Source organism: Pseudoalteromonas sp. S2893, from assembly GCF_005887105.1.
In the GTDB taxonomy this organism is placed as follows: Bacteria; Pseudomonadota; Gammaproteobacteria; order Enterobacterales; family Alteromonadaceae; genus Pseudoalteromonas; species Pseudoalteromonas atlantica.
Genome location: NZ_PNCY01000007.1, coordinates 18,544 through 42,947, shown reverse-complemented (window position 1 = coordinate 42,947; position 24,404 = coordinate 18,544). Strand labels below are relative to the sequence as shown.

Annotated in this window: 21 protein-coding genes; 11 read left to right on the top strand and 10 right to left on the bottom strand. The window is 41.3% G+C overall.

Features of this window, described 5'->3' with window-relative positions; translation table 11 throughout:
- Nucleotides 1–4 precede the first annotated feature (4 nt).
- A complete protein-coding gene (locus CWC04_RS03585) occupies nucleotides 5–1,249 on the top strand; it encodes an amidohydrolase family protein (RefSeq protein WP_138684628.1) in 1,245 nt (414 codons plus the stop codon).
- 145 nt (nucleotides 1,250–1,394) lie between these two features.
- Here CWC04_RS03585 and CWC04_RS03580 read toward each other — a convergent pair whose 3' ends face one another.
- Nucleotides 1,395–3,617, bottom strand: coding sequence for an NADP-dependent isocitrate dehydrogenase (locus tag CWC04_RS03580; protein WP_138684627.1), 2,223 nt, complete (start codon nucleotides 3,615–3,617; stop codon nucleotides 1,395–1,397).
- 449 nt (nucleotides 3,618–4,066) lie between these two features.
- Nucleotides 4,067–4,285, bottom strand: a complete 219-nt coding sequence (gene cspD, locus CWC04_RS03575; RefSeq protein ID WP_004586755.1) for a cold shock domain-containing protein CspD — start codon at nucleotides 4,283–4,285, stop codon at nucleotides 4,067–4,069.
- Nucleotides 4,286–4,494: 209 nt separating this feature from the next.
- On the opposite strand from cspD, the gene clpS reads away from it, so the two are divergent.
- Nucleotides 4,495–4,803, top strand: coding sequence for an ATP-dependent Clp protease adapter ClpS (gene clpS / locus CWC04_RS03570; protein WP_004586754.1), 309 nt, complete (start codon nucleotides 4,495–4,497; stop codon nucleotides 4,801–4,803).
- Nucleotides 4,804–4,871: 68 nt separating this feature from the next.
- Entirely contained in the window at nucleotides 4,872–7,133 is a 2,262-nt protein-coding gene (gene clpA, locus CWC04_RS03565) for an ATP-dependent Clp protease ATP-binding subunit ClpA (protein ID WP_004586753.1), read from the top strand.
- A 244-nt stretch (nucleotides 7,134–7,377) separates the two neighbouring features.
- Here clpA and infA read toward each other — a convergent pair whose 3' ends face one another.
- The 4 genes from infA to trxB all read right to left on the bottom strand — a co-directional run bounded on the left by infA (nucleotide 7,378) and on the right by trxB (nucleotide 10,144).
- On the bottom strand, nucleotides 7,378–7,596 hold the full coding sequence (gene infA / locus CWC04_RS03560; protein ID WP_002962494.1) for a translation initiation factor IF-1: 219 nt from the start codon (nucleotides 7,594–7,596) through the stop codon (nucleotides 7,378–7,380).
- 90 nt (nucleotides 7,597–7,686) lie between these two features.
- Nucleotides 7,687–8,391 carry an arginyltransferase gene (locus tag CWC04_RS03555; RefSeq protein WP_054982611.1) on the bottom strand — a complete coding sequence of 235 codons (705 nt, stop codon included), beginning with the start codon at nucleotides 8,389–8,391 and terminating at the stop codon, nucleotides 7,687–7,689.
- Nucleotides 8,384–9,100, bottom strand: a complete 717-nt coding sequence (gene aat / locus CWC04_RS03550) for a leucyl/phenylalanyl-tRNA--protein transferase (protein WP_138684626.1) — start codon at nucleotides 9,098–9,100, stop codon at nucleotides 8,384–8,386. Before aat ends, CWC04_RS03555 begins: the two co-directional genes overlap by 8 nt.
- Before the next feature lie 93 nt (nucleotides 9,101–9,193).
- Complete coding sequence (gene trxB / locus CWC04_RS03545) at nucleotides 9,194–10,144, bottom strand: thioredoxin-disulfide reductase (protein ID WP_024033489.1); 951 nt, start codon at nucleotides 10,142–10,144, stop codon at nucleotides 9,194–9,196.
- A 287-nt stretch (nucleotides 10,145–10,431) separates the two neighbouring features.
- On the opposite strand from trxB, the gene pssA reads away from it, so the two are divergent.
- Nucleotides 10,432–11,757, top strand: coding sequence for a CDP-diacylglycerol--serine O-phosphatidyltransferase (gene pssA / locus CWC04_RS03540; RefSeq protein ID WP_004586749.1), 1,326 nt, complete (start codon nucleotides 10,432–10,434; stop codon nucleotides 11,755–11,757).
- Nucleotides 11,758–11,871: 114 nt separating this feature from the next.
- Here the strand turns inward: pssA and ald are convergent, their stop codons facing one another.
- The gene (gene ald / locus CWC04_RS03535) at nucleotides 11,872–12,993 is read right to left on the bottom strand and encodes an alanine dehydrogenase (protein WP_004586748.1); all 1,122 of its coding nucleotides are present in this window, start codon (nucleotides 12,991–12,993) and stop codon (nucleotides 11,872–11,874) included.
- Nucleotides 12,994–13,135: 142 nt separating this feature from the next.
- On the opposite strand from ald, the gene lrp reads away from it, so the two are divergent.
- The 6 genes from lrp (at nucleotide 13,136) to serS (ending at nucleotide 19,947) form a co-directional block, all read left to right on the top strand.
- Entirely contained in the window at nucleotides 13,136–13,615 is a 480-nt protein-coding gene (lrp, locus tag CWC04_RS03530) for a leucine-responsive transcriptional regulator Lrp (protein WP_004586747.1), read from the top strand.
- Between the two features lie 154 nt (nucleotides 13,616–13,769).
- Nucleotides 13,770–16,298 carry a DNA translocase FtsK gene (locus CWC04_RS03525; RefSeq protein WP_138684625.1) on the top strand — a complete coding sequence of 843 codons (2,529 nt, stop codon included), beginning with the start codon at nucleotides 13,770–13,772 and terminating at the stop codon, nucleotides 16,296–16,298.
- Complete coding sequence (lolA, locus tag CWC04_RS03520; RefSeq protein ID WP_138684624.1) at nucleotides 16,298–16,924, top strand: outer membrane lipoprotein periplasmic chaperone LolA; 627 nt, start codon at nucleotides 16,298–16,300, stop codon at nucleotides 16,922–16,924. Before CWC04_RS03525 ends, lolA begins: the two co-directional genes overlap by 1 nt.
- Nucleotides 16,917–18,260 carry a replication-associated recombination protein A gene (locus CWC04_RS03515; RefSeq protein ID WP_138684623.1) on the top strand — a complete coding sequence of 448 codons (1,344 nt, stop codon included), beginning with the start codon at nucleotides 16,917–16,919 and terminating at the stop codon, nucleotides 18,258–18,260. Before lolA ends, CWC04_RS03515 begins: the two co-directional genes overlap by 8 nt.
- A complete protein-coding gene (gene crcB, locus CWC04_RS03510; RefSeq protein ID WP_004586743.1) occupies nucleotides 18,253–18,633 on the top strand; it encodes a fluoride efflux transporter CrcB in 381 nt (126 codons plus the stop codon). The genes CWC04_RS03515 and crcB overlap by 8 nt, the downstream gene beginning before the upstream one ends.
- Nucleotides 18,634–18,642: 9 nt before the next feature.
- Nucleotides 18,643–19,947, top strand: a complete 1,305-nt coding sequence (gene serS / locus CWC04_RS03505; RefSeq protein ID WP_055018482.1) for a serine--tRNA ligase — start codon at nucleotides 18,643–18,645, stop codon at nucleotides 19,945–19,947.
- Nucleotides 19,948–20,273: 326 nt separating this feature from the next.
- Here serS and CWC04_RS03500 read toward each other — a convergent pair whose 3' ends face one another.
- Both CWC04_RS03500 and CWC04_RS03495 read right to left on the bottom strand, forming a co-directional pair.
- Nucleotides 20,274–20,954, bottom strand: coding sequence for a hypothetical protein (locus CWC04_RS03500; RefSeq protein ID WP_126007244.1), 681 nt, complete (start codon nucleotides 20,952–20,954; stop codon nucleotides 20,274–20,276).
- A 347-nt stretch (nucleotides 20,955–21,301) separates the two neighbouring features.
- Entirely contained in the window at nucleotides 21,302–22,489 is a 1,188-nt protein-coding gene (locus tag CWC04_RS03495) for a PQQ-dependent sugar dehydrogenase (RefSeq protein WP_138684622.1), read from the bottom strand.
- Between CWC04_RS03495 and CWC04_RS03490 the strand changes: the two genes are divergently transcribed.
- The gene (locus tag CWC04_RS03490) at nucleotides 22,474–22,920 is read left to right on the top strand and encodes a hypothetical protein (RefSeq protein WP_138684621.1); all 447 of its coding nucleotides are present in this window, start codon (nucleotides 22,474–22,476) and stop codon (nucleotides 22,918–22,920) included. The two genes, CWC04_RS03495 and CWC04_RS03490, sit on opposite strands and share 16 nt — an antisense overlap.
- 77 nt (nucleotides 22,921–22,997) lie before the next feature.
- Here CWC04_RS03490 and CWC04_RS03485 read toward each other — a convergent pair whose 3' ends face one another.
- Entirely contained in the window at nucleotides 22,998–24,260 is a 1,263-nt protein-coding gene (locus CWC04_RS03485) for a valine--pyruvate transaminase (protein ID WP_138684620.1), read from the bottom strand.
- Between the last annotated feature and the right edge of the window lie 144 nt (nucleotides 24,261–24,404).

Genomic DNA, 24,404 nt, shown 5'->3' with positions numbered 1-24,404 from the left:
CAGAATGAAAAATTTATCACGTTCGTTTTCGCTATCTCTGGTTGCTGCCGGACTATTAGCCTCAGGTGCAGCTAATGCACAATCGCTTGCAATTATTAATGCCACGCTGCATACCGCAACCGAGCAAGGCGTTTTAGAAAACGCCAGTATTGTTATGGATAACGGTAAAATTACCGCTATTAATCCACAGCAAGTACAAGCAGATAAAGTTATTGATGCAAATGGGCAAATTGTAACCCCAGGTTTTATTGCTAGCATTAATCAACTTGGCTTAGTGGAAGTAAGTGCAGTTGCAGGCTCACGCGATGCAGGCGAAGAAAAAGCAGGCATTGATTTTGATGTAAGCCTTGCTTACAACGCTCACTCAAGTCTTATCCCGTATGCACGTAAAGGCGGTGTAACCCGCGATGTAATTACCCCGCATGGTGGGGATAGTATTTTTTCGGGCTTAGCAAGTGTGGTTGATTTAAGCGGTGATTTACAAGGCGACATACAAAAACAAGCTGCATTAGTGGTTTATTTAGGTGAGCGCAGTAAGGGCTCGCGCGCATTTACATTGCAAACGCTAATTAATAAGCTTGAAGAGCATCAAACAAAAGCAGCTAAAAAGCCTAAAAAAGACGACGACAGCACCCCAAGTACTGAAGATAAAGTAATGGTTAAAGTACTTAGCGGCGATATGCCACTTGTAGTGGGTGTATCTCGTGCGGCTGATATTATTGAGCTACTTAAAGTTAAAGAGCGATTTGGTATTAATTTAGTACTCAATGGCGCACAAGATGCCGTTGTTGTTAAAGAGCAGATTGCTAAAGCGCAAGTACCAGTAATTATGAGTGCTATGGATAGCTTACCTTCAAGCTTTGACTCTTTACATGCCAGTTTAGATAACGCAGCCGCGCTTGAAAAAGCTGGGGTAAAAGTTATTTTAACTGTGGGCGGCGATGCCAGTCATAATATTTATCAACTTCGATTTGATGCAGGCAATGCCGTATCATATGGAATGAGCCAACAAGGTGCATTAGAGGCCGTTACATCTAATGTGGCGAGCGTGTTTAATATTAACGCCGGCAGCATTGAAGTTGGTAAAGCCGCAGATGTAGTGATGTGGAGCAATGACCCGTTTGAGCTAAGCTCGCACGTTAGTAAAATGATTATTAACGGTGAAGAAGTATCTACGCAGTCGCGCCAAGATAAACTACGTGAGCGTTACACTACAGATTCAACAATGCCGCGTGCATATACAAAATAATTAATATAGCTTTAATTATCCAAAATTCAGGTTAATTATTAACGGCCGCTACTTTAAAGTTAAAGTAGCGGCCTTTTTATTTAAAATAAAGACACAAAAAAACCGCTTACTTTAAACGTAAGCGGTTTTTTAATTTAATCTAAAATTATACTAATTTAGATAAAATTTCGTTAAACGTTGCACTTGGGCGCATTGCTTTAAACGCTGCATCATCATTTGGTTGGAAGTAACCACCAATATCCATTGAAGGACCTTGTGCATCGTTAAGCTCGCTTACGATTTGCTCTTTTTGCGTTTCTAAATCGCTCGCAATTTGTTTAAATTGCGCTTTAAGCTCGCTGTCTTCGTCTTGCTTAGCCAGCTCTTGTGCCCAGAATAAAGATAAGAAGAAGTGAGAACCACGGTTATCAATTTCTTTTACTTTACGTGAAGGCGACTTGTTTTCAGCTAAGAACGTACCTGTTGCTTTATCTAGCGTATCAGCAAGTACTTGTGCTTTTTTGTTGCCTGTATTCACGCTTAGGTGCTCAAGCGAAGCCGCTAGTGCTAAAAACTCGCCTAACGAATCCCAACGTAAGTGGTTTTCTTTTTCGAACTGTTGAACATGCTTAGGTGCTGAACCACCTGCGCCAGTTTCAAATAAACCACCACCGTTCATTAGTGGCACAATAGAAAGCATTTTAGCACTGGTACCCAGCTCTAAAATTGGGAATAAATCTGTTAGGTAGTCACGTAGTACGTTACCCGTTACAGAGATAGTGTCTTTACCTTCTTTAATACGCGCTAATGAGAATAAAGTTGCTTCAAGCGGTGCTAAAATTTGAATGTCTAGGCCATCAGTATCGTGATCTGGTAAGTATTTGTTTACCTTTTTAATAAGCTCTGCATCGTGAGCACGATTTTCATCTAACCAGAAAATGGCAGGTACGCCCGTAGCACGTGCGCGGTTTACAGCAAGCTTAACCCAATCTTGGATTGGTGCGTCTTTAACCTGACACATTCTCCAAATATCGCCTTGCTCAACAGTGTGCTCAAGTAATGTTGTGCCATTAGCATCAACAACACGAATAGAACCATCCGCTTTTGCTTCAAACGTTTTATCGTGAGAACCGTATTCTTCTGCTTTTTGAGCCATTAGGCCTACGTTTGGTACGCTACCCATAGTGGTAGGATCGAACGCGCCGTTTTCTTTACAAAAATCAATTGTAGCTTGGTAAACGCTTGAGTAGCTACGATCTGGGATCACAAAGCTAGTGTCTTGTAGTTTACCGTCGTTGTTCCACATTTGACCGCTTGAACGAATGGCAGCAGGCATAGACGCATCAATGATCACATCGCTTGGAACGTGTAAGTTAGTAATGCCACGGTCAGAATCAACCATTGCAATAGCAGGACGCTCAGCGTAAACCGCTTGAATGTCTGCTTCAATTTCTTCGCGCTTAGCATCATCTAATGTTTGAATTTTAGAATAAACGTCGCCTAAACCGTTATTTACATCAACACCTAGCTCTTCAAAAAGCTCGCCGTGTTTAGCAAATACGTCTTTGTAGAAAACTTTTACCGCATGACCAAAAATAATAGGGTCAGATACTTTCATCATTGTCGCTTTCATGTGAAGCGAAAATAATACGCCTTTTTCTTTAGCTGCATCAATTTCTGCTGCTAAAAACGCTTGTAGTTTAGCTGCGCTAATGCGCGATGCATCAATTACTTCGCCAGCAATTAGCGGCGTGCTTTGTTTAAGTACAGTCACATCGCCATTAGTCGCTACGTGCTCAATACGTACATCAGTTGCTGCATCAACAGTTACAGATTGCTCAGAACCAAAGAAGTCACCTTCGCTCATGCTTGCAACGTATGATTGTGAGTCTTTGCTCCACGCACCCATTGAATGAGGGTTATTGCGTGCATATTCTTTAACAGAACCTGGTGCACGACGATCTGAATTACCTTCACGCAATACTGGGTTTACAGCACTGCCTTTAATTTTGTCGTAAGTGGCTTTAATTTTAGCTTCTTCATCATTTTTAGGCTCAGCCGGGTACTCTGGTAGTGCGTAGCCTTTTTCTTGAAGCTCTTTAATGACAGCGCGTAATTGCGGTACAGACGCACTGATATTTGGTAATTTGATGATGTTTGCTTCTGGTGTTTTTGCAAGTTCGCCAAGCTCTGCAAGCGCATCGCCGATGCGTTGCTCTTCAGTAAGGTAATCAGCGAAGTTTGCAATTACACGACCTGCTAATGAGATATCGCGAGTTTCAACTTCAACACCTGCCGCATTTGTATAGGCTTGGATAATTGGTAGCAACGAGTAGGTTGCTAGCGCCGGAGCTTCGTCCGTTTTAGTGTAGATAATTTTTGATGTCATCATCATTCCTAGATAGTAGGCCGCAGTGGCCGTATTCAACAATGCAAAGAAACTCATTAGCGCATGGTTGCGTTAACAAGCAGTTTGTTAGGTGTCGGTACTCTTAATATGCCAAAAGGCAGAATAGTCACACCTGACTAACTGATTTTTATAGGTTGCAAAGTACACGTATTTTAGCCGCGTAAAAGCATAAGCTAAAATGTAACCGCGTAATTTAGCAACAAGAGTGTAACAAGCTTGTTTAAAAAGGGCTAGCGCTTGCGCTTTTGAACAGCCTTAATTAGCAGGTAACTGTTAGAACATTGGGGTATATAAAATAAAATCAAGGAAAAGGGTTGAATTTAGCGTGTACAGGAGCAATTTAGTAATAAGAAGAGAGTTGAATGGTAAGTGGGGAATTAAGCGAGGATCTAAATTAGGTCGCTCGCTTTAGTCGAACAAATTTTTGATCACTCTAAAATGTCGCCGTTAGGCGCAATGTTTTTAGCGTGTAAGCCCTTAGGGCCTTGTTCTAGCTCGAATGTTACATCCTGACCAGCTTTAAGTGTCTTATAACCGTCCATTACAATCGTTGAGTAATGAGCGAAAATATCATTCTCGCAGCCGTCTTCTACGATGAAACCAAAACCTTTGGCGTTGTTGAACCATTTGACTTTACCACAAGCCATACTTCTACATCCTTCTATAAGTTGACTAATTTAGTTATTCTAAACCGTATAATTTGCTAGACTGACTAAGGATTAATCAATCTACTTCTGACTGTAGTTTATTTGGCCAGTCAGTCAAGTGTTTTGTGGTATTTTTTTAACATTTAATTTATTTTTTATTCAAGTTTGCTTGAGTTCTAAAGACAAGACTATATTTAATTATGAGTGGTATGAAAGATTCAGGTGTCATCGACACAGTTCGCGATAGTGAAAAGCAAAAGCTGCAGCCACCGCGAAAATACAAAGTTGTTTTAAATAACGACGACTACACGCCAATGGACTTTGTAATAGAAGTTCTAATGACGTTTTTCAATATGGATAGCGATAGAGCAACTGATGTGATGCTACAAGTTCACGAAAAAGGTAAAGGGATATGCGGTGTATTTAGCGCCGATGTAGCCCATACCAAAGCGGAACAAGTTAACCGTTATGCACGGGATAACGAGCATCCACTGCTTTGTAGTTGTGAGCAGGAATAAATACCAATTAGGTGATCAATCATCTCATTGTTGTGGTATAAAATAATTATCTCAGTAAGGGGTTGCCAATGCTAAACAAAGACTTAGAACTAACGTTAAATGCCGCGTTTCGTGAAGCGCGTACACGCCGCCATGAGTTTATGACGGTAGAACACCTTTTACTTGCGCTTTTAGATAACCCTTCAGCAGGCGAAGCGCTAAACGCCTGCGGTGTTGATATTTCTGGTTTAAAAACCGAACTATTAGAATTCATAGACGAAACCACACCGGTTATTCCCGATTTAGAAGAAGAACGCGAAACCCAACCAACACTGGGCTTTCAGCGCGTGCTTCAACGTGCGGTTTTTCATGTTCAATCATCTGGTAAAAACGAAGTTACAGGCGTTAACGTGCTCGTTGCTATTTTTTCTGAACAAGAAAGCCAAGCGGTTTATTTACTTAAGAAAAGCGATATTTCTCGCTTAGATATAGTGAATTTTATTTCTCATGGTATTTCTAAAACGGATGATGAGTTAGGAGATGACACTGACGATATTCATGAAGAAGTACAAGAGGTTCAAAACGAAGAGGCAAGTAAGTTAGATAGCTTTACCACTAATTTAAATGCCCAAGCCAAAGACGGTAACATTGACCCATTAGTAGGGCGCGACAGCGAAGTAGAGCGCACCGTGCAGGTTTTATGTCGCCGTAAAAAGAATAACCCACTGCTTGTTGGTGAAGCAGGGGTAGGTAAAACAGCCATTGCAGAGGGCCTTGCGTACCGCATTGTTAATGAACAAGTGCCTGAAGTAATTGCCGATGCTGTTGTTTACTCGCTTGATATGGGCGCATTGCTTGCCGGTACTAAGTACCGCGGCGACTTTGAAAAACGCTTTAAGAGCTTATTAAAAGAGTTACAAGCAAAACCTAACTCAATTTTATTTATTGATGAAATACACACTATTATTGGTGCAGGCGCTGCATCGGGTGGTGTTATGGATGCCTCTAACTTACTTAAACCGCTGCTTTCAAGCGGGCAGTTACGTTGTATGGGCTCAACCACTTACAATGAATACAAAAATATTTTTGAAAAAGACCGTGCGTTAGTACGCCGATTCCAAAAAATTGATGTACTTGAACCAAGTGTGGCCGATACCACTAAAATTTTAAATGGTTTAAAAGAGCGTTATGAAGAACACCATGGTATTCGTTACACGCAAAAAGCATTAAAAGCAGCTGCTGAGCTAAGTGCTAAATACATTAATGAGCGTCATTTACCTGATAAAGCCATTGATGTGATAGATGAAGCCGGTGCCAACCAGCGTTTGCAGCCAAGCTCTAAGCGCAAAAAAACCATTGGTGTATCAGATATTGAATCGATTATTGCTAAAATGGCACGTATCCCAGCTCAAAGCGTGTCATCGACCGATAAAGAAACGCTTAAAAATCTTGATCGTAATCTTAAAATGTTGGTGTTTGGGCAAGATCAGTCTATCGACGCGTTAACATCTGCGATTCGTTTATCTCGCTCTGGGCTTGCAAACGAAGATAAGCCAGTGGGCTCGTTCTTATTTGCGGGGCCAACGGGTGTAGGTAAAACCGAGGTTACTAAACAGCTCGCTAAATGTATGGGCGTTGAGTTTATCCGCTTTGATATGTCAGAGTACGTTGAGCGCCATGCAGTAAGCCGTTTAATTGGTGCGCCTCCGGGGTATGTTGGTTTTGAACAAGGCGGCTTACTTACCGAAGCCGTTATTAAAAACCCGCATGCAGTTGTATTATTGGATGAAATTGAAAAAGCCCATCCAGATATTTACAACATATTACTGCAAGTAATGGATCACGGTACGTTAACCGATAACAATGGTCGTAAAGCTGACTTTAGAAACGTAGTGGTGGTTATGACAACCAATGCCGGCGTGCAAGAAACCACACGTAAATCGATTGGCTTTACCGAGCAAGATCATACGCACGATGCAATGAGTGAAATTAACAAGGTATTTTCACCTGAGTTTAGAAACCGCTTAGATAATATTATTTGGTTTAACCACCTTGAAAAAGACGTTATCTTGCAAGTGGTCGATAAATTTGTAGTTGAGTTGCAAGCACAATTAGATAAGAAGTCAGTTAACCTTGAGCTGACCTCCAAGGCTCGAGAGTGGTTAGCAGATAAAGGCTACGATAAAGCAATGGGTGCACGTCCAATGGCACGTGTTATTCAAGATGAGCTTAAAAAGCCATTGGCTAACGAAATACTCTTTGGTGAACTGGTTGATGGCGGTACAGTTAAAGTATCAGTTAAAGATAAGAAAATTAACTTTGACTATGAAAGTAATTTAACACCCGCTTAAATAAGTGTATTCACTTATAGTACCCATCCGCAAAATAAATAACTTAATTATGCGAATGGGTATATAAACTAGCCTGCGCGATACGCGTGGGCTTTTTTGTGCTTTTTTATAGGCAACAAAAAACCCAACAAAAGCTGGGTTTTTTGTTTATTAAATGTAATTGCTAGTCAGTACCATCAATTACATTTAATAAACGCTTTAAGCTAGTTATTCACTAGCCAAAAACTAAATCTCGTTTACGCACTTAGCGAGCACGGAATACGATACGTCCTTTCGATAAATCGTAAGGAGTCATTTCTACCGTTACTTTATCGCCGGTTAAAATACGGATATAGTTTTTGCGCATTTTACCTGAAATATGAGCCACAACTACGTGACCATTTTCTAGCTCAACTCGGAACATTGTATTTGGTAAAGTATCAAGGACTGTCCCTTGCATTTCGATTACGTCTTCTTTCGCCATGTTTAGCGTAACACCTCTTTAATAGTTAAACGCTGCAGATTTTGCCCAAAATACGCCAATAAGTAAAGGCGCAGCGGGCATTTTTGCAAATTAAATAGCCAACCACTGGTCATTAACGTGTTTTTGCGCGGGTAAAAACTGAGTTTTGTATTTCATTTTGGTGCATTCATCGATTTGGTAGCCCAAATACACAAATTCTTTATTTTGCTGTTTGGCAAATTCGAGCTGCTGTAAAATCATCACAGTCCCTAAACTGTAGTGCTCAAAGTCGGGATCGAAAAACGTATAAATAGCCGAAACAGCGTTATCCATGCAATCTGTTACGGCCACTGCAACTAAAGTGTCTTGGTGCCAAAGCTCAATAAACGTTATTTCTAACCAGCTACAAAATAAAAAACTTTGAAACTGTTCTAAGTTAGGCGGAAACATAGTGCCATCGCTGTGGCGCATTGAAATGTATTTACTATAAAGTGGGTAATATTCTTCGCGCTTAGCTTGTGTGTATTTAACTTCAAAGTTTGCTTTTACTTTATTTAGTTTTCTTTTTTGTGACTTTGAAGGGGTAAACTCTTGGGCTAACACGCGCACCGAGTTACAAGCGCTACACGAAGGGCAGTGCGGTCGATAAATTTGATTACCACTGCGCCTAAAACCGAGCGATAAAAGCATCTCAAATTTATGCGTGCTGTAACAGGTTGGGTCAAGTATTACCAATAATTGCTCTTGCCTGTCAGGTAAATAGCTACAAGCAAACTCTTGGCTAAGGCCAACGCGTGCAGGAATGTGTTCACTCATAAATTGCTGTTAACTCCTGTGGTTGCCACATGGTTGAGTTGAGGGTGTAAGCATTTGCTCGTTTAAGTTTAGTCAAAAATTCTGAGCGAGGGATCACTTTTGCGCCTAAAGAGGTTAAATATGGGTTTTCTAGTTGGCAGTCAATAAAATGTGCGTTATGGCGTTTTAACCAATTAACTAACGCCCACATGGCCAGTTTTGAGCAATTAGTTTGATTATGAAACATCGACTCGCCACAAAAAACGCCATTTTGCATAATGCCATACAGCCCACCGGCAAGTTCGCCGTCTTGCCATACCTCAACACTATGCGCAATATTAGCGTCATGTGCAGCAATATAAGCGCTTAACATGTCGTTTGTTATCCATGTGCCTTCGGTGTCTATACGTTGCTCACAGCACGCTTCTATCACCTCAGCAAAGGCATTGTTAACAGTTACTTTAACAGGGTGTTTTTTTAAATGTTTACGCAAGCTTTTACTTATATGAAAGTCATTTAGCTCTACAATGCCGCGTTCACTTGGCGACCACCACATAATGGGCTCACCTTCGCTAAACCATGGGAAAATACCCATTTTATAGGCATTACTTAAGCGCTTTACAGATAAATCGCCGCCTATGGCAAGCAGTCCATCGGGGGAGGTAAGTGCATATTCGGGATTTGGAAATGCTATATCGGTTTCACTTAGTTGGTATAGCTGGTTTCTCATAGAGGGCTTAACTTATTAATTATCATAAAAGTGTAACTATATTTTAGGCATAAAAAAAGGCTGAACTAACAGCCTTTATTAATTTTGTAGCGTTTATAGGTTATCTAAGAAACGCTCTGCATCTAGGGCTGCCATACAGCCTGTACCTGCAGATGTAATTGCTTGACGGTAAATGTGATCAGACACATCACCTGCGGCAAATACGCCAGGTACGCTTGTTTGTGTAGCGTTACCGTTAAGACCAGACTCAACCACTAAATAGCCGTCTTTCATTTCTAGTTGGCCTTCAAACATGTCGGTGTTTGGCTTATGGCCGATAGCAATAAACACACCCGCTAAATCAAGCTCTTCGGTAGCATCAGATTGCGTATCTTTAATGCGTACACCAGTTACACCCATGTCATCGCCAAGTACTTCGTCTAGCGTTCGGTTGTAGTGCATTACTACGTTACCATTTTGCGCTTTTTCGTTAAGACGATCAGCAAGGATTTTCTCACTGCGGAAGCTATCACGACGGTGAATAACGTGTACTTCATCCGCAATGTTAGATAAGTAAAGCGCTTCTTCTACAGCAGTGTTACCACCACCTACAACGGCAACTTTACGCCCTTTATAGAAAAAACCATCACACGTAGCACATGCAGATACACCACGACCTTGAAAATTAGTTTCAGACTCTAAGCCTAAGTATTTAGCCGATGCACCAGTGGCAATAATTAATGCATCACACGTATAAGTACCTTGGTCGCCAGTAAGCGTGAACGGGCGCTTAGACACATCTACTTTATTAATGTGGTCAAACACAATTTCCGTTTCAAAGCGCTCAGCGTGCTCTTTCATACGGTCCATTAATGCAGGGCCTGTTAAACCGTGCGCATCGCCTGGCCAGTTTTCAACTTCAGTTGTGGTCGTTAATTGGCCACCTTGTTGAATGCCGGTAATTAAAACAGGGTTTAAATTTGCACGTGCTGCGTATACTGCGGCAGTGTAACCCGCAGGGCCAGAGCCTAAAATTAGTAACTTAGAGTGTTTTGCTTCAGTCATGATCTTTTCCTAAACGTTTAATACTGAACTTAATGGCTTCGATTCTAAGAAAAACAAGGCACAAGTAAACAAATTATGTGAATATTTTTTTCTGACAAAATTAAAAGCTGTGCAATATTATGTACTGACTTTGCCTTGAATGATAAAAAAGCCCGCGTAAAGGCTAAAAAACAAACAGATGAGCAACAAAGCTTCGTTAATTCATGACCCGTTAGTATTTTTTTGATATGTTTTACCTAATTTTATTTGTCACTGATAGATTATGTGACCTTAGTGAATAGGCAACTATGTTATTTTGGCAGGAAAAACCCGCATTTGGGTTGACTTCAAAAGACGTTAACGTCTTAACCAACGCACAAGAGTACCGTACGCAATTGCTACGTTTAATTAGCAATGCAAAAAAAAGAATCTACATTACGGCACTTTATTTACAAGATGACGAAGCAGGGCGCGAAATACTTGAAGCGCTGCATCGTGTGTCGTTGGCAAACCCCAACCTTGAAATAAAAGTGTTGGTTGATTTTCATCGTGCTCAACGTGGTCTTATTGGTGCGGAAAAGTCAGACGGTAACGCAAGTTTATATTGTGACTATTTAGAAAAATTTAAATCAAACGTACAAGTTTACGGTGTACCGGTTAAAGCCAAAGAGTTGTTTGGTGTGTTACACCTTAAAGGCTTTGTTGTAGATGATACTTTATTATACAGCGGCGCCAGCTTAAATAACGTGTACTTACAATACAACGAACGCTACAGGCTCGACCGTTACTTTTTAGTTGACCAAGCAGCACTGTGCGACTCTGTGGTTGATTTTATTGAGTCTAAGCTAATAGGCTCGCAAGCCGTGCCACGTATTGATACACGCCCGCTTAAGCGCTTAATAGACTTTAAATTTGAACAAAAGCAATTAATGCGCGAGCTAAAGTCGGCCAGTTATGCAAACCCAACTACGCCCAATACCGACCCACTCGGTGTGCGTTTGTTTTTAGGTTTAGGGCGTCGTAATAATAGCCTTAACCGATTAATTAAAAACTTGTTTGATACCACAGAGCAAGAGCTTGTACTTTACACACCGTATTTTAATTTTCCGGCGCCGCTTATGCGCTCACTACGTCGATTATTAAAACAAGGTAAGCAAGTAACCATTGTAGTAGGTGATAAAACCGCAAACGATTTTTATCTGCCGCCAAGTGAGCCATTTAGTAAAATTGGTGCACTCCCGTATTTATACGAAACTATTTTGCATAAATTTGTAAAATCGCAAAAGCGCCATATAGATAACGGCAATTTAAACGTGTATTTATGGAAGCACGAGAGTAACTCGTTTCACTTAAAAGGTATTTGCGCCGACCGACAACGCCACTTATTAAGCGGCCATAACCTTAATCCACGAGCGTGGGGCCTTGATATCGAAAACGGTATTTTAATTGAAGACCCACAGCAAAGTATTATGCAAGCCATAGATAACGAAAAGCAGGAAATTTTAAAACACTGCCGCCGTCTAACTGGGCCAAATGATTTAGAAACAGTAGAAAATTACCCGCAACCGGTTAAAAAGCTACTTGGTCAGGCTAAACGCGTAAAAGTTGATTTTATAATTAAGCGTTTTATATAAATTAATTTATATAGTCAAAATTTAGATACAAAAAAGCAGCTAATTAGCTGCTTTTTTATTGTTCGTAGTTAGGTAACTATTTTGTTCAATAACACCTAACGACTAAACGCAAAATTACGCGTTTTCTACTGCAGTACGAGGGTCAACATATTCCATGTTGAACGCTTCAGCTACTTCTTTGTAAGTTACTTGGCCTTTAATTACGTTTAAGCCTTTTAAGAAGTGCGCGTCATCTAGTAGTGCCTTTTTGTAACCTTTGTTTGCAAGGTTAATAATAAACGGCAATGTTGCATTGTTAAGTGCAAAGGTAGAAGTACGCGGTACTGCACCTGGCATGTTAGCAACACAGTAGTGAACAACTTCATCAACAATGTATGTAGGATCAGCGTGTGTTGTTGCTTTAGAAGTTGCAATACAACCACCTTGGTCAATAGCAACATCAACAATTGCAGAGCCTGGCTTCATTGCTTTAATGTGATCGGCTGTTACTAGTTTAGGTGCTGCAGCACCTGGAATTAGTACGCCACCAATTACTAAGTCAGCTTCTAGTACGTGTTTTTCAAGTGCGTCAGCTGTTGAGTAAATCGCTTTAACTTTGTTACCAAATTGCGCGTCTAGTGCACGAAGTACATCGATGTTGCGGTCAAGTACTACAACGTCTGCGCCCATGCCAACAGCCATTTGCGCTGCGCTACGACCCACCATGCCGCCGCCAATAACAACTACTTTAGCTGCTTCAACGCCTGGTACGCCACCAAGTAACATGCCACGGCCGTGGTTAGATTTTTCAAGCGCTTGTGCACCGGCCTGAATAGACATACGACCTGCTACTTCACTCATTGGTGCAAGAAGCGGTAAACCGCCGCGTGCATCAGTCACTGTTTCGTAAGCAATACAAATCGCTTTGCTTTTAACAAGGTCTTCAGTTTGTGGAAGATCAGGTGCAAGGTGAAGGTAAGTAAATAAAATTTGGTCTTCGCGTAGCATTGCACGCTCAACAGCTTGTGGCTCTTTTACTTTTACAATCATGTCTGCTTTTGCAAAAACATCAGCTGCAGTTGCTAAAATTTCAGCGCCAGCTTGTGTGTAATCTTCGTTAGTAAAACCAATGCCCATACCTGCATCTGTTTCAACAATCACTTGGTGGCCGTGATTTACTAATTCACGAACACTCGCAGGAACCATACCTACACGGTATTCATGGTTTTTAATTTCTTTAGGTACACCAATAATCATAAAATTTGCCTTATTAAGAACGGATTAACATTTTTCACTATTATATTCATCATAAGGCAGTGTGTCTCACCTTTTTTAAAAGGCTAGCCAGTGTTATTATCTAAATAATAAAAATAAACAGAATATTAAACTAGTTGGGTGTATGCATCAGTTATTAGATAGAATTGACCGTAAAATTTTAATGGAATTACAGCACGATGGCCGCCTTTCTAATGTAGAACTGGCCCGACGAGTTGGCCTGAGCGCCACGCCCTGTCTGGAGCGCGTAAAAAAGTTAGAACGTGAAGGTTATATACTTGGCTACAAAGCGGTGGTTGATCCAGCAAAGCTTGGCCAAGGCTTATCTGTGTATGTTGAGGTAACCATTACCAAAACATCGCCCGACGTATTTGATGAGTTTAGTGCGGCGGTTAAACAGCACGAAGAGATAATAGAGTGTCACTTGGTATCGGGTAATTTTGATTTTTTATTAAAAACACGCGTAAACGATATGTCAGAATACCGAGGTGTACTAGGCGACATTCTTTTAAAGCTGCCAAATGTTAGTGAGAGCCGCACCTATGTAGTAATGGAAGAAGTAAAAGGTGAAGACGGCGTAATAATTCGCCCTTACATTGCGTAAATTTAACCGCAAAAGATAAACACACTCTAATTTATAAAAACTTGTTCATAATCAGGCCATACACATTAAGATAAAGTGCATCAAATTGCATTTCCTGCTAAGGTATTTGATTGCAAGCAAGTGCCAATAGAACAATAAAGAGGGATAGGAAGTTATGCGCCTAAACGGTGTGCAAAGACTATTAGAAACAGGGCTGATCATCAGTACCTTTGCGGCAATATTCATTTTATGTGCTTTAATCAGCTTTGATCCCGCTGACCCTGCGTGGTCGCAAACGGGTGAATTTAGAAACGTAAAAAATATTACAGGCACTGCCGGTGCTTGGGTAGCCGATATATTATTACTGTCATTTGGTTGGCTTGCTTATTTAGTGCCGGCCGCTATTCAGCTGTTTGGCTATTTATTATTTAAACAACCTCATCGTATTTTACAGCTCGACTACACCACACTTGCCTTGCGTGTTATTGGCTTTGCTTTATTTATTACCTCAGCAACGGCAATCAGCAGCATTAACTTTGATGATATTTATAACTTTTCATCCGGTGGGGTAGTGGGCGATGTGATTGCATCGGCCATGATGCCGGCATTTAACTTTACCGGTACCTCTATACTATTATTGTGCTTCTTTTTTGCTGGGCTTACTTTATTAACCGGTGTGTCGTGGGTTGAATTTGTAGACTACCTCGGCGATTTAGTGGTTAGAGGCTACCGTTACATTGCTAATTACGCCCAAGGTTGGATGCAACGAGAGCGTATTGCGGCAAATCCGGTGCAAGCCGATGCGCAATTTAATGATGACGTTGACGATTATGAGCAAAGCGATACCACACTCGAGCAATCATCAGAATTTGAACAAGAGCCTGCTAAAAGTAAAAAACCAGCTAAACAAAAAGCTATTACTAAAGAGCAACCTACCTTTAGCGAGCCGCAAATTAGTGATGACTACAGCCCATTTGATGAGCTAGACGATATACTCGACCAAGAAATTGGCTTTAGCGCCATAGACGATGAGCCAATGGATACAGCGGCTGCACTTAATGCGCTTGATCAAAGCCAAGTTGTTGAGCCTGAAAAACCGGTTACCACGGTGGTATCGCCAGCAAGGCCTATGCCTAAGCCAAAACCTGCATATCAGCCTCCGCCAACAGCAAAAGAAAAGTTTGAAGAGTTACTAGATAAAGAGCCACCGCCAGGGCCATTACCGTCGCTTGATTTACTCGACAGACCGGATAAAGCCAAAAACCCGATATCGGAAGAAGAGCTTGAAAGTGTATCGCGTCTTGTTGAAACAAAATTACTCGACTTTAACGTACAAGCAAAAGTGGTTGGCGTATACCCAGGCCCAGTTGTAACACGTTTTGAGCTTGATTTAGCACCGGGTATAAAGGTGTCTAAAATTACTGGTTTATCAAAAGATTTAGCCCGTTCGTTATCGGCAATTAGTGTACGTGTGGTTGAGGTGATCCCAGGTAAAACTTACATAGGGATAGAGCTGCCTAATAAGTACCGTGAAATTGTACGTTTATCTGAGGTAATTAACGCCCCTAAATTTGAGCAAAATCCATCGCCACTAACCATGGTGTTAGGTAAAGATATTGCAGGGCAACCTGTGTGTGCCGATTTAGGTAAAATGCCCCATTTACTGGTAGCGGGTACCACAGGTTCAGGTAAGTCAGTGGGCGTTAATGTAATGATATTAAGCTTACTGTACAAATCGGGCCCTGATGATGTTCGTATGATCATGATTGACCCGAAAATGCTTGAGCTTTCGGTTTACGAAGGTATTCCGCACCTATTGTGTGAAGTTGTTACCGACATGAAAGAAGCCGCTAACGCGCTGCGTTGGTGTGTAGGCGAAATGGAACGCCGTTATAAATTAATGTCGGCGTTGGGTGTACGTAACTTAAAAGGTTACAACCAAAAAGTACTTGAGGCCAAAGAAGCGGGTTACCCAATTCTTGACCCATTATTTAAAGACACCGACGGCATGAAAGAAGGCCCAGACGAGTTAGATAAACTACCGAGCATAGTGGTTGTAATAGATGAATTTGCCGACATGATGATGATTGTAGGTAAAAAAGTTGAAGAACTTATTGCCCGTATTGCGCAAAAAGCGCGTGCCGCAGGTATACATTTAGTGCTTGCAACACAGCGCCCATCGGTAGATGTAATTACCGGCTTAATTAAAGCCAATATACCTACGCGTATGGCGTTTCAGGTGTCGAGTAAAATAGACTCGCGTACCATATTGGATCAACAAGGCGCAGAAAACTTACTCGGTATGGGTGATATGCTTTACTTACCGCCAGGCACAAGCGTACCAGAGCGTGTGCATGGCGCATTTGTAGACGACCATGAAGTACATGCGGTAGTAAACGATTGGAAAGCACGCGGTAAACCTAATTACATTGATGAAATTTTAAATGGTGATGCAACAGAAGATGTTTTATTACCAGGTGAAACCAGTGAAAACGCAGATGAAGAGTCAGATCCGCTATACGACGAAGCCGTTGCGTTTGTAATCGAAACCGGCAAAGTATCGGTATCGTCAGTACAACGTAAATTACGTGTTGGCTATAACCGCGCAGCACGACTAGTAGAACAAATGGAAACATCGGGTATCGTGAGTTCACCAGGCCATAACGGCGCTCGCGATGTATTAGTACCTAATGGAGCAAATTAATGAAAAAGTTAAACAGTTTATTATTAGTGCTTGGCAGTTTAATTGCCACGCCTAGCTTTGCTGATGACAGCCAAGCACTGCAAGACAAACTCGCAACCCTTAAAAGTTTTAAAGCGCAGTTTTCTCAAAACGTAACCGATCCGCAAGGACAAGCGGTTATGCAAGGCGAGGGCACAATTGCCCTTAAACAACCTATGATGATCCGCTGGCAGCAAACAAACCCAGACGATACCTTATTTGTATCAAATGGTGACAAAACCTATTACTTCGACAGCTTTGCTGAGCAAGTAACTATTATGGATACCCATAGCCTTATAGATTCAACACCGTTTGTACTGCTTACTTCAAAAGATCCCGCTCAATGGGAAAAATACAGCGTTCAAGCCACAGACTTTGGCTTTAGTGTAACGCCAAATAAAGGCGTAGAAAGCCAAGTAGAGCAACTTGATATTACCTTTGCAGGTAACGAGCAAGGCCTTGCTAAGTTAGTCGTGACGGATAATTCTGGTCAGCTTTCATCGTTTAGTTTTAACAATGCACAAGTAAATACCGCGCTTGATACAAGCACCTTTGAATTTACCCCACCAGAGGGTGTAGAAATAGACGATCAGAGTAACGGTGAATAATTTAGGCTTTAATTTTGGGCCCGATGTACGCCCACTTGCGGCGCGTATGCGCCCAACAACGCTTGACGAATACATAGGTCAGCAGCATTTATTAAGTGTTGATAAACCCTTGCACCAAGCCATTGTTGCAGGGCGTTGCCACAGCTTAATTTTGTGGGGGCCGCCTGGGGTAGGTAAAACCACCCTTGCGCAAATTATTGCAAACCACGCCGATGCCGAACTTATACAAATGTCGGCTGTGACCGCAGGCGTAAAAGATATACGCGACAGCGTAACGCAAGCGCACGATAACCTACAAAGCCGCGGGCAGCGCACTTTAATGTTTGTGGATGAAGTACACCGTTTTAATAAATCGCAGCAAGATGCATTTTTACCTCACATAGAAGACGGCACTTTTATATTTGTAGGCGCGACAACCGAAAACCCCTCATTTGCACTTAATAATGCGATTTTATCGCGTGCACGCGTGTATGTTTTAAAGTCGCTAGCCGATACCGACCTATACACAGTGATAGAGCGCGCACTTAAGCAAGATGAGCAACTAAACCAAAAAAACATTGTTATTGCCGAAAACGCCAAACAGGCGCTTTGCCAAGCAAGTGGCGGCGATGCCCGTAAAGTGTTAAACCTGCTTGAGCAAGCGGTTGATTTAACGAGTGAGCAAAACGGCACATACAACGTAGATGAGCACGTATTAAGCCAAGTACTGCCTACCCATTTAGCTAAATACGATAAAGGCGGCGATGAATTTTACGATTTAATATCGGCTTTTCATAAATCAGTACGAGGCAGCTCACCTGATGGCGCGCTGTATTGGTATTGCCGTATTTTAGCCGGCGGCGGCGACCCACTTTATGTAGCAAGGCGTTTACTTGCCATTGCCACAGAAGACATAGGTAACGCAGACCCACGGGCGATGGAAGTGGCGTTAAACGCATGGGATATATTTCAGCGTGTAGGCCCAAGCGAGGGCGAACGCGCCATTGCACAAGCCACTTTATATTTAGCCAGCGCACCTAAAAGTAATGCCGTTTATATGGCATTTAACCAAGCAAAAGCTGATGCCAAAAACGAGCCAAGCTACCCAGTGCCAGAGCATTTACGAAACGCGCCTACAAACTTAATGAAAGATTTAGGCTATGGCGCCGAGTATCGCTACGCACATAACGAAGAGGGCGCCTTTGCCGCCGGTGAAAAATATTTACCGCCAGAAATTCAAGACAAACACTATTATTTACCGAGCGATCGTGGCCTTGAGCAAAAAATTAAGCAAAAGCTTGATTACTTAAAAGAACGCGACGCGCAAAGCCCACTTAAACGATACGAAAATGATTAAACTTTATATGATGATCGCCCTTGGCGGCGCCTCAGGGGCCTGTTTACGTTTTTTTATTAGCGAAACCATGCTAAAACTCCTTGGTAGGGGATTCCCTTTTGGCACGTTGACGGTTAATATTCTGGGTTCATTGTTAATGGGCATTTTGTACGGTTTGATAGAGAAAGAAATTATCGCCACAAGCCCCGCTAAAACCCTTATTGGTATTGGCTTTTTAGGTGCGTTAACCACCTTTTCAACATTCTCAATGGACTCGTTGTTGTTATTACAACAAGGTCACTTTATTAAAATGGCCCTCAATATCATCTTAAATGTGATGATCTGTATTTTTATGGCTTGGCTGGGCCTTCAGCTGGTAATGCAAAAAGGTTAAAAAACTAACATGTTAGATTCTAAATATTTACGACAAGACGTTGAGCAAACTGCAGCACGCTTAGCGGCTCGTGGCTACGAGCTTGATGTTGCAAAAGTGACAGAACTTGAAGAACAACGCAAAACATTACAAGTAAAAACGCAAGAGCTTCAAAGTCAACGTAACGCCAGTGCTAAAGCCATTGGCCAAGCAAAAGCAAAAGGCGAAGACGCACAACCACTACTAGACGCAGTGGCAAATTTAGGCAGCGAATTAGACGCAACTAAAAAAGCGCAAGACGAAGTACTCAATGCCATTAACGACATTGCTTTAGCAATTCCAAACTTGCCAGATGAATCAGTACCAGAAGGCGCTGATGAAGATGACAACGTTGAAATACTTACCTGGGGTACGCCTAAAAAGTACGACTTTGAAGTAAAAGATCACGTAGACGTAGGGCAAGACCTAAACGGCTTAGACTTTGAAATGGGCGTTAAAATTAGTGGAGCACGTTTTACAGTAATGCGTGGCCAAGTAGCGCGTATGCACCGTGCACTTACGCAATACATGCTAGATACCCACACAGATAAAAACGGCTATACAGAAATGTATGTACCGTACTTAGTAAATAGCGCAAGCCTTTACGGTACAAGTCAATTACCTAAGTTTGCAGGCGATTTATTCCATACATTAGGCCTAGTAAACGACGACGGTGAACAACAAGCTGGCTTTAGCTTAATCCCAACAGCAGAAGTACCGCTGACTAATAGCGCACGCGACGAAATTTACGAAGAAAGCGATTTACCGATTCGCTTAACTGCGCACACGCCGTGTTTTCGAAGTGAAGCGGGCAGCTACGGTCGCGATACACGCGGCTTAATTCGCCAGCACCAGTTTGATAAAGTTGAACTAGTACAACTAGTAAAACCAGAAGATTCAATGCAAGCGCTTGAAGAGCTAACAGGCCACGCAGAGCAAATTTTACAAGCACTAGAACTACCATACCGTAAAGTAATTTTATGTATGGGCGACATGGGCTTTGGCGCAGCTAAAACATACGACTTAGAAGTATGGTTACCGGCGCAAGATACCTACCGCGAAATTTCGTCTTGTTCAAATATGGTCGACTTCCAAGCGCGCCGTATGCAAGCACGTTTTCGCCGTGAAGGTGCTAAAAAGCCAGAGTTACTACATACACTAAATGGCTCAGGTTTAGCGGTTGGCCGTACCCTTGTAGCCATACTAGAAAACTACCAACAAGCCGATGGTTCAGTAGTAGTACCTGAAGTATTACGCCCATACATGGGTGGACTTGAAGTGATTGGTAAAGTTTAAGGTTTAGCTATAAGCTATAAGCTATAAGCTATAAGCTATAAGCTATAAGTAGAAAAGCTGCTGTTCTAAATGAACAGCGGCTTTTTTATTGAGTAAAAATTAGTATGATTGCTCAAGGTTTTAAATATGAGGTGGGTTTCTTCACATATAGGAATAATAAATTTGAATTAATAAATATTTTAAGAGAGGTAATGTATAACGACTTTGTTTAATTGGAGCGCGTTAAAATTTGTTAATTATGAAATTGAATTCTTAGTAAAGATGCAAAAAAGTTTCCAAGAAGAATAGGGCTTAACAAAGCCCCATTTAAATAATTAATACTTTGATTAATTATTAGCTGTTAAAGCTTTTGTATCATCAGCAAAGAGGCCTTTCCACTTACTTGGTATGTAACTATCAATAACCTTTACCTGAGCTTTTAAGTTAGCTATCGAATCTTTTATCTTAACCATAGTAGTAGGTATACTTTGACTTGTATCGCCTGCAATAGAACGAACTAGACTTTGGCTTAGAGCATTAACTGATACGCCGCCAGATTGCTGCTCAAATGTCGTGTATACATCAACTTGAAAGCCTTTTTGATATTGAACTACACATATAAAAAATGTCGTTCTTTCACTCCAGCCACTTGCAGATTTATCGGATTTCATAGTCAGCAGAGGATCTTTACACTGAGGGATTTTCATAGTTGCCCCACCGGAAGCTTGTGATAAAGCAGAAAATCCATTTACTAACCCGCCTAGTTGGGTATTTTCAAATGGGCTTACTAGCTCAAATCTTGAAGCATTTTCGGGAATTGATGAAGGTGGGATTCCTCGATTAACTGAGAGGCTAGTCATACTACTTTGAGCTGTTTCAATGATAGTATCTAATAGCTCATCTCTTATTGTTGCATCAGCTTTAACGTCTATTACCATATATGCTTGTTCGGTTGTTCTTGTAGGTGTTGTAGCAGCGCAACCAGCTAAAGCTAAAATGCTCAAAGCTAAAAATATTTGATTTCTCATAAAAATTTTCCTTTTTATTTTATTGTATTCTTAAGTGATATCCTTAAGAAGGGCGATACTTTACAATAAGTTAAAGGTAAATCAACATATTACTATTAGATCTGATTTGTTTGCTATAAAAGTGGTCAGATGAGTCATAATTTAATCAGTTTTTACTCTTTATGCATGTTACTTTACTTAAATTGAAAGCAGTTGGATGTATCAAGCTTATTGGGTGAATTAAGTAAGTATTTAAACGATAAGAGTCAATTCTAGACTTCGTACATCAGAACTTAAATTAAAGAAATCCGTTTATTTTAGCCGCTATCATTCTCTAAAAGCGAAGCGCCTCTAACCCTCTTTGTGAATTAATCAGCTTTAAACAACATCAGCTTAGCATCTTTTCCATCGGTTAATATTGCTACATTACCCACAGTGGTTACATACACATCCCTTAATCGTCCTGTTGCTTCTGGAAATATGTGTGACTGGGTGAATTTTCCATTAGCTAAATTAACGCTGTAGAGCTTTTTATCAACGAGGGTGGTAATGAGCACATGTTTTTGAAGTGAAGGGAATGCGGCGTGTTTAGTGCCGTAATACGCCATGCCTGACGGGGCGATTGATGGCGTCCAATCTACGCTTGGCTTTTGCATGCCGGGGTAGTCTCTAAATGGAGAAATACGTGCTTGTGAGTAATCGTCACCGTAGGTGATCACCGGCCAGCCGTAGTTGGTCGCTGGCGTTAAGTAATTTAGCTCATCGCCACCTGCGGGGCCGTGCTCGTGGCTAACAATTTGCTCGAAATCGTAATCATATATTAAGCCCTGTGGGTTTCGGTGACCGAGCGAGTAAACAGCGTGTGCATTGGGGTTTTTGTGATTAATAAATGGGTTATCTTTTGGAATAGTGCCATCTAGGTTTATGCGTAATAGTTTGCCAAGTTGGCTGGTTATTACTTGTGCTTGCTCTCTAAAATCAAAGCCATCACCAGTTGAAAACAGTAGAGTGTTGTCGGGTAAAAAGAGGGCGCGGCCAGCGTAGTGTTGTGGGGTATTCTTATCAGTCGCTACTGTGTAAATAATAACAGGCGTTGAAAAGCCGGTGCCATTAAAGGTAGCTTTTGCAATTACTAGGCGATTAGCCTCAGCTGTGCCTTGTGCGTAGGTAAAAATGAGTTCTTTGCTGGTGTTAAAATTAGGCGAGAGCACTATATCAAGTAATCCGCCTTGGCCTGCAACGTATAAACCTTCAAGGTTTAAATTTACTCTAGTTTGCTGATTGTTTTTTACAATAACAACGTGGCCGTCGCGCTCTGTAATTAGCCATGTATCATTTGGCAGTTTAACCATGCTCCACGGCGAGTTTAATTGTGCTGCGAGTGTGTGAGTACTGTATTGCTTTTTAGGTAATTCAGCTGCACTGGCCGTGGATGCAAAAAGCCCTACATATAAACATAGTGCGAATTGAGAGAGTCGTTGTTTACATTGCAAGCCTTTGCTACTGTAAGAAAAAAGCTTTATTTTAAGTTGAGATAACCATGCCATTTTTAACACGTTTACTCCCTATATTTTTAGTTTCTTGGTTATTTACCTTTACGCTTGCTAGCTTGTTTCATAGCCAATACGTTGTCAATCAATTAGTTGATGTGGGCGTTGTGGTCAGCTTAAGTGACCGTATTAATTTAACGCTAGATGATTGGTTAGGGCTATTACCTACCTATGGCGCCATTATTGCTATTGCTTTGGCTATCGCTTTTTTTGCTGTTGTGTTACTTGTTAAAAAGTTTAAAAAATACAGCATGGCGTTATTTGTGGCATCGGGTATCACTGCTTTTGCCGTGGTGTTAGTGGCCATTGAGTCGATTATGAATATTCATATTATAGCAGGCGCACGTGGATGGGGATTTTATTTGCAGTTACTAGCAGGTGCTTTAGGTGGCTTGCTGTTTGCCTTATTAACCAAGGCGTTAGCCCTTAAACAGTAGGTTAAATAAAAAATCAGTGGCTAATGCTAAGCGTTAACCACCACGTTAAAATACGATGTAAAACGTTAATTAAAGCGCTATATAATAAGCGCCTTAATAGCCTCTAAGCCTTTTCTGAGAGTGGCTTCATCGTTGGCGTAGTTAATGCGTACGCACTGGTGTTTGTGCTCCCAGCTATCTTCAATGCCAATAAAAAAGTTATGCCCAGGAATTATATATACATCTTGCTCTTTGAGTTTTTGATAAAGCATTTCGCTGGTTATTTTTGAGTCTTTAAACCATAGCCACATAAAAAACGCGCCTTCTAGTTTATGTAAATAGACAGGCAAGTCTGCAAAAATTTCATCAAACAGGTTTATGGCTATCTCTGCTTTATTTTTATAAAAAGGCAATACCGTATTTTTACACAAAGGCAGTAATTCGCCTTCGTTAATTAAGCGGGTTACTAAGCTTGGGCCAATAGCGTTAGGCGATAACACCATAGAGCCGTTAACACGGCCTATGGCTTTAATTATTTCGTTATTGGCAACCACAATACCAGTGCGCAGGCCTGGCAAGCCAAGTTTTGAAAGCGACATACACAATATAATATTTGAGTTCCACGTAAGGTTTGCATCGGTGTAAATACAACCTGGGAAAGGGTCGCCGTAGGCGTTATCAATAATTAGGGGAATATTGTACTTGTGTGCTAGGGCGTCAAGATGGCGTACTTCCTCATCGGTAATGACATTACCAGTTGGGTTGGTAGGGCGCGATACGCACAGTGCACTAATACTGGTATCGTTGGCTAATACGTTTTCTACCGCGTCAAAATCAATGACATATTTAAACTGCTTAGAGCCACTGGGTGTATTTAAAATTTCGATGTCAGGCTTGATTGCCACAAACATATCATCAGATAAACCTTGGTCGGCGTAACCTACGTATTCAGGCGCAAGCGGAAACAAAATACGCTTATTAGTGCCATCGCTCATTTTGCCCGCAAGCATATTAAACAATACAAAAAAGTTAGCTTGGCTGCCGTTACCCAATGCTATGTTTTGTGGTGTTAAGCCCCAGTCAAACTCGCTATTGAGCTGTTTAGCAAGGGCTGCTCTAAATTCGTCATTGCCAGTTGGCCCGTCGTACAAACCAAATACTTGCGATACTTTATTACTGGCTACTAGCTTTTGTAATTCATCTAAAAATACAGCATTAACCTGTGGTACGTGTGCGGGGTTACCGCCACCTAGCATAACAATATTTGGATTATTGCTTGCGTTAGCGCTGCCTAAATCTTCCATAAGCTGCGTTATTCCGTTGGGTTGTGTAAATTTAGTACCAAAATTTGAGTAGTTCATAATACCTATGTGTGCGCTAATAACGAGGAGGGCAGTATAGCGTAAATAAAGGGCTTTATTTGCATGTTGAGAATAATTCACGGTTTAGAACTTTAAACCCTTTAGGGTATAATTAACGCACTTTTATTCGCTAGGCTATTGTTA

Excerpts from the sequence above, each read along its gene's own strand:
- CWC04_RS03585 (WP_138684628.1), top strand. The coding sequence starts at position 5 with ATGAAAAATTTATCACGTTCGTTTTCGCTATCTCTGGTTGCTGCCGGA.
- pssA (WP_004586749.1), top strand. The coding sequence starts at position 10,432 with ATGTTATTTTGGCAGGAAAAACCCGCATTTGGGTTGACTTCAAAAGAC.
- CWC04_RS03500 (WP_126007244.1), bottom strand. The coding sequence starts at position 20,954 with ATGAGAAATCAAATATTTTTAGCTTTGAGCATTTTAGCTTTAGCTGGT.
- lrp (WP_004586747.1), top strand. The coding sequence starts at position 13,136 with ATGCATCAGTTATTAGATAGAATTGACCGTAAAATTTTAATGGAATTA.
- serS (WP_055018482.1), top strand. The coding sequence starts at position 18,643 with ATGTTAGATTCTAAATATTTACGACAAGACGTTGAGCAAACTGCAGCA.
- trxB (WP_024033489.1), bottom strand. The coding sequence starts at position 10,144 with ATGACTGAAGCAAAACACTCTAAGTTACTAATTTTAGGCTCTGGCCCT.
- clpA (WP_004586753.1), top strand. The coding sequence starts at position 4,872 with ATGCTAAACAAAGACTTAGAACTAACGTTAAATGCCGCGTTTCGTGAA.
- ald (WP_004586748.1), bottom strand. The coding sequence starts at position 12,993 with ATGATTATTGGTGTACCTAAAGAAATTAAAAACCATGAATACCGTGTA.
- CWC04_RS03490 (WP_138684621.1), top strand. The coding sequence starts at position 22,474 with ATGCCATTTTTAACACGTTTACTCCCTATATTTTTAGTTTCTTGGTTA.
- CWC04_RS03555 (WP_054982611.1), bottom strand. The coding sequence starts at position 8,391 with ATGAGTGAACACATTCCTGCACGCGTTGGCCTTAGCCAAGAGTTTGCT.
- crcB (WP_004586743.1), top strand. The coding sequence starts at position 18,253 with ATGATTAAACTTTATATGATGATCGCCCTTGGCGGCGCCTCAGGGGCC.
- CWC04_RS03485 (WP_138684620.1), bottom strand. The coding sequence starts at position 24,260 with ATGAACTACTCAAATTTTGGTACTAAATTTACACAACCCAACGGAATA.
- cspD (WP_004586755.1), bottom strand. The coding sequence starts at position 4,285 with ATGGCTTGTGGTAAAGTCAAATGGTTCAACAACGCCAAAGGTTTTGGT.
- clpS (WP_004586754.1), top strand. The coding sequence starts at position 4,495 with ATGAAAGATTCAGGTGTCATCGACACAGTTCGCGATAGTGAAAAGCAA.
- CWC04_RS03525 (WP_138684625.1), top strand. The coding sequence starts at position 13,770 with ATGCGCCTAAACGGTGTGCAAAGACTATTAGAAACAGGGCTGATCATC.
- infA (WP_002962494.1), bottom strand. The coding sequence starts at position 7,596 with ATGGCGAAAGAAGACGTAATCGAAATGCAAGGGACAGTCCTTGATACT.
- lolA (WP_138684624.1), top strand. The coding sequence starts at position 16,298 with ATGAAAAAGTTAAACAGTTTATTATTAGTGCTTGGCAGTTTAATTGCC.
- CWC04_RS03580 (WP_138684627.1), bottom strand. The coding sequence starts at position 3,617 with ATGACATCAAAAATTATCTACACTAAAACGGACGAAGCTCCGGCGCTA.
- aat (WP_138684626.1), bottom strand. The coding sequence starts at position 9,100 with ATGAGAAACCAGCTATACCAACTAAGTGAAACCGATATAGCATTTCCA.